Genomic DNA, 4,509 nt, shown 5'->3' with positions numbered 1-4,509 from the left:
GCTAATTCATTGCCTGCAAGGTCGGTGAAGAAAAATTCATAATACTTTTTCGGAAGTATGAGCGACCCGTCATCACTTTTTTTCACTTCAGACAAATAGGCATAAACTTTGATATCTTTTGTGATCGGCGTTGTTGGCGTGTTATACGACACACTGACAATAATCGACACTGATCGCGGCTTTATGATGTCATAGAAATAGTCGAACTCATCCTGTCTGGCGATTTTAATCATTGCCTCTCCGCCTTTTATCTCGCCGGATATGACCTCATTCGCCGTTGCCTGATACTGAGGAATTTCATCACTTTCATTCGGCCCCGGCACTTCCTGACCATCAACGTCGTGAAACTCAAACCCCTCAAATATTTCAGGGATATTCTCACCCGGCTGAAATATCTGATAACTCGCACCATCCAGTGCGGTTAATTCTGATTCCGAGTATTTTACGTTTTCGATATCAAACTTACCGATGCCGAAGTTCATCCACTCTGTGACTTTTTTCTTGTTATCTATGTACTCAAACAGCGATTGCTGAATCAGATCCGGATATGCCCTCACCTGACCGTGAATTTCCGGACGGGCCTGATAGGTTCGCGCAACGTTTGTTTGTCCTGTGAGCCGGTTATTCGGGCTGTCTTTTACGTTTGCATCTGCAGATGTGAATGACGGCGTTTTCGGAGCCAGAAAGGAGAATACCTTCGTCACCAGTTTAAATACCGGGCTCAGCAAATCTCCGATGGCACCGCCTTTCGGCTGGTCAAATACCTGAATGTGATGCAATTCAGAGACAACAAAATCAAGGCTGTCGCTATCAGTCAGCTGCACACCATTGACCATGATCACAACATCACTGCTGATGTTCTGCTCTTTCAGCCAGTCAAAAAAAAGAGAGCCGGATTTTACTTCGACTCTCTCTTTCGGTGTTCCCGGCAGGCGCTGAATTTCAATTACCGGCATAAGTCATAAACTCCACTTTGCTGTAAATACGCTGAATGGTAAGCAATCTGTCAAGACGGACATGTCCGTTATCCCCCCGGCTGTGCAGAACCATTCCGCCGATCACAATGCCAACGTGTGCCGGTACTGAGCCGTTATAAGCAACAAATATCCCGCCACTTACCGGATGCTCTTCCGGCTTCCAGAAATCAACCTCGTTTTGATAACAGGTCATAAAATCACTGTCTGATTCATAACCGCTGTCGTGATGAATTTCAGCGCCGACAACGTACCGGTAATAGAGCGCCACAAGGCCCCAGCAGTCACACGCAGTAAACGAACACGCCCGGTTAACCCACGGAACCCCGATAATTCTGTCTGTAAATTCATCTGACGTCATACAGCCTCCAGCCCGGGCCACTCCTGCGGCTCATAAATGCGCCCGACATTTTTATTCAGCGGATTGGTCATCGAAAGTGTCATTGATACCGCTTCCGCATCCAGTGAGATGTCTTTCGCAAACAGTTTCCAGCGCACGATTGCCGTTCCTCTGTCAGCCTCATCAAACAGTCTGTAAGTCACCTCGACCGGCACCATTCGTGAGTATGACCGCCATGCTTTCAGCTTCTGCTTAAACTCATGCGCCACACGGCTGAATTTCACGCTTGCATCGATGATCGGCGTTTTACTCTGCTGACTCTCAGACATCTCAAAGTTACACGGCAGGTATTCAATTCCGCCGAGTATCTTCGGGAAAATCTGGTGAGTGATCAGGTAGGTGTCGCCGAATGACGGATGTGATAGCTGAAGTGTTTCGTACAGGATGCGGTTTGGTCTTTGTGCGCGGAACTCACGCAATGTCGGCATTATCCCTCCTTACACCGTGGCAGTGTTTCAGTGACAATAACATCCAGCCAGCTGCCGAACGGCGGCGGGAACTCGATAATCACATCACCGAACTCGTCATCATCGTTATGCAGATTTTTACAGATAACCTGACCGGTCCATGTGACTGATGCGCCGTTAACGCTGGTCTGCACGGGGTAGGATACAAAGTGCAATTCCTGCTCCTGTAATCCGCTGCCGCCGATGTCGATTTTCATCCGGAACCACCGATTGCAGTTATCCAGATAATCCGGATGGCGCAGCCACTGAGCAAATGCCCGCTCCTGTACCAGCGTGAATATCCATGTGACATTCCAGACCGTCTTCAGGTCATCAGTCAGTTTCTGGAATATCGGTGCACCGACCTGAGGTTGATCTGTCATATAGCCGGTGTCGATGGTCATGTTTTTGTCCGGCTTCTGTGCCAGAGGAAGCCAGTCAGGATAGTCGATAATCATCAATTTTTGCCTTATAGCTGATCATTTGTCAGGTATAAACTTTTTAACGTTCGTATATTCTGGTTATCCCTTAAACAAAATTAGGATAATTAATGAACATTAATGTCAGCGTTAAACTCTCCTGCCCTGACTGCGGAAACGAGTCTTTCGAAATCGACTCCGAAGCGCGGGACAGAGGGGATTACGAGGGAGCCATCTGTTCCGGTTGTGGCCACACCATGACGGCAGATGATATCGCCGCTTGCCAGGTTAAATCTGTCAAGGATGCGGCTGATGACTTCATCCGGAACAGCCTCAAGCGAACCATAGGCAGACGATAACGCATTGCATAAATCGCTAATCTGACTTTGTATCTCAGTGGTGTTGATGTTTAACATCATTTTTGTTGCTACCATGATATTTCCCCATTAAAAAACCCGCCGAAGCGGGTTATATCGTGCTGTGAGTGATTATCTAACCCTCGCAGATGCCGTTGTGTTTCGTGTAATAGCACTGTGCATCGGCCCCTTGTTCTCCATATCCGCGATAAACACATCTATGGTCATCCCGTTGCTGTCCTGTCTGGCCTGAGCATCAATTCTGTTACCTCCGGATGAATAGTCGTTGATATTCACCGTCACCGGTACCTGTCCACCATCGATATCACGGTTACTGATAACCTTGCCGTTATCGCCGGGGATCATGTACTGGTTACCATTTGATGCTTTGAATATCTCCGGCTTGCCGCCCTCACCAACCCGGTACATTTCACCGGCAGATACCGGACCACCATCTTTACGCGCACCGGCAATCGTCAGTGCTTTCATCCCGATACTGGTTGCTGCGCCGGTCGCTTGTGCCGCAGTATACGCACCAAGACCACTCGCTGATGCAGCCCCCATCGTTGCGATAGACGCCGCAATAGCCGCCGGAGTCCATGCAGCCAGCGCAGCTGCGCCACCGGCAACAGCAGCTGTTGCGTTTGCAGCCTGAGTGGCAACACCTAATGTCTGGCCGAGGATGAAGTTTTTAGCCATCTCCACGCCAACCTGAACGATAGAGTTGACCACACTGTTAAGCATGGTGTTACCCAGCGACCTCGCAGCATCACTCCAGCTCATGGTTTGTGTGATCAGGCCGGTGATAGCGTTGGACGCATTCCCGGAGAGGGAATCAACCGCGGATGTAAGCATGTCATAACCAAGACTTTGCTGACTCAGTAACTGCCACTGCGCCGCAGTCCGCTGCTCGTCATACTCTTTGTTGGCAGCATTCATCAGTGCCAGCCCCTGCTGCTCGGTAATGACGCGCTGATTCATGTAATCTTTAATCAGTGCCAGTTTCTGAGTATGCTCATTTGCCAGTGCCTGAACCGGATCAACCTGTGCTGCCATTTCCTGAACAGGTGTGACGGCTGATTTCGCGTTTTCCTCTGCTGCCTTTTTTGCATACTCTGCGTTAATTTCAGCCCGGCGTGTAGCGCGGCGCGAAATTCTGCACTATCAGGCGCGAAATTCTGCACTGCGAGGAATGGTGAAACCAGCGCATTTTGCACAGTGCAAAATTGATTCAATATTCCTCGCTATCTAATGTTAATTAACTCTCGCTGCGTCGCCCAATAGGAAAATACCGGTAAATTGTCGATACCCCCACACCATAAATAATCGCCATCTGCTGCCGTGAATGCCCTTTATCCAGCAGACGGCCGATTTGCTCCCGGTCATTCTGTGTCAGTGCTGCTGGCCTTCCGCCAATTCTTCCCTGCGCTCTCGCTGCGGCCAAGCCTGCCAGCGTACGCTCTACTATCAGCTCACGTTCCATTTCTGCCAGCGCTGACATGACGTGAAAGAAAAAGCGCCCCATAGCGGTGCTGGTGTCGATACTGTCCGTCAGTGACCGGAAATGTGCGCCGCGTTCGTGCAGATCAGATATCAGCGCTATCAGGTTTTTGACACTGCGCCCGAGCCTGTCCAGTTTCCACACTGCGAGTGTATCGCCCGGCTGAATGGCCTTTAACGCCCGTTTCAGTCCCGGCCTGACGGCGGTTTTACCGCTCATTTTATCTTCAAAAATCAGGTCGCAATTTATGCTGATGAGTGCATTTCGCTGTAAATCGCTGTTTTGGTCAGTTGTTGATACGCGGATATAGCCGATGACCGCCATTGTTTTCCCTCATGTTTGCTGTAATGACGGGATTATTACGGATTTATCCGGTTATGGCTGCATTCCCGGAAACCTTGGTTTACCGGAAA

The 4,509-nt window shown here is 49.6% G+C and carries 6 protein-coding genes and 1 pseudogene; all 7 read right to left on the bottom strand.

Features of this window, described 5'->3' with window-relative positions; all coding sequences use genetic code 11:
- Nucleotides 1-956: pseudogene (locus tag U868_RS0121900) on the bottom strand (phage tail protein); the annotation flags it as partial.
- Nucleotides 943-1,335: an NlpC/P60 family protein gene (locus tag U868_RS0121895; protein WP_025155147.1), complete on the bottom strand. Its 393-nt coding sequence runs from the start codon at nt 1,333-1,335 to the stop codon at nt 943-945. The gene U868_RS0121895 and the pseudogene U868_RS0121900, both read right to left, overlap by 14 nt.
- A complete protein-coding gene (locus tag U868_RS0121890; RefSeq protein ID WP_025155146.1) occupies nt 1,332-1,802 on the bottom strand; it encodes a DUF1833 family protein in 471 nt (156 codons plus the stop codon). Before U868_RS0121890 ends, U868_RS0121895 begins: the two co-directional genes overlap by 4 nt.
- Nucleotides 1,802-2,281: a hypothetical protein gene (locus tag U868_RS0121885; protein ID WP_025155145.1), complete on the bottom strand. Its 480-nt coding sequence runs from the start codon at nt 2,279-2,281 to the stop codon at nt 1,802-1,804. Before U868_RS0121885 ends, U868_RS0121890 begins: the two co-directional genes overlap by 1 nt.
- Nucleotides 2,282-2,367: 86 nt before the next feature.
- On the bottom strand, nt 2,368-2,673 hold the full coding sequence (locus U868_RS0121880; protein WP_025155144.1) for a hypothetical protein: 306 nt from the start codon (nt 2,671-2,673) through the stop codon (nt 2,368-2,370).
- Nucleotides 2,674-2,727: 54 nt separating this feature from the next.
- Complete coding sequence (locus U868_RS25645; RefSeq protein WP_025155143.1) at nt 2,728-3,651, bottom strand: hypothetical protein; 924 nt, start codon at nt 3,649-3,651, stop codon at nt 2,728-2,730.
- A 202-nt stretch (nt 3,652-3,853) separates the two neighbouring features.
- The gene (locus U868_RS0121870) at nt 3,854-4,420 is read right to left on the bottom strand and encodes a recombinase family protein (protein WP_025155142.1); all 567 of its coding nucleotides are present in this window, start codon (nt 4,418-4,420) and stop codon (nt 3,854-3,856) included.
- Between the last annotated feature and the right edge of the window lie 89 nt (nt 4,421-4,509).

This window comes from Morganella morganii H1r (assembly GCF_000633515.1).
Taxonomy (GTDB): Bacteria; Pseudomonadota; Gammaproteobacteria; order Enterobacterales; family Enterobacteriaceae; genus Morganella; species Morganella morganii_B.
The sequence above is the reverse complement of the archived record's forward strand: the minus strand, read 5'-3'. Positions and strand labels throughout refer to the sequence as shown.

What these genes read in the sequence shown, in the direction of transcription:
- U868_RS0121895 (WP_025155147.1), bottom strand. Translation starts at nt 1,335, where the DNA reads ATGACGTCAGATGAATTTACAGACAGAATTATCGGGGTTCCGTGGGTT.
- U868_RS0121890 (WP_025155146.1), bottom strand. Translation starts at nt 1,802, where the DNA reads ATGCCGACATTGCGTGAGTTCCGCGCACAAAGACCAAACCGCATCCTG.
- U868_RS0121880 (WP_025155144.1), bottom strand. Translation starts at nt 2,673, where the DNA reads ATGGTAGCAACAAAAATGATGTTAAACATCAACACCACTGAGATACAA.
- U868_RS25645 (WP_025155143.1), bottom strand. Translation starts at nt 3,651, where the DNA reads ATGGCAGCACAGGTTGATCCGGTTCAGGCACTGGCAAATGAGCATACT.
- U868_RS0121870 (WP_025155142.1), bottom strand. Translation starts at nt 4,420, where the DNA reads ATGGCGGTCATCGGCTATATCCGCGTATCAACAACTGACCAAAACAGC.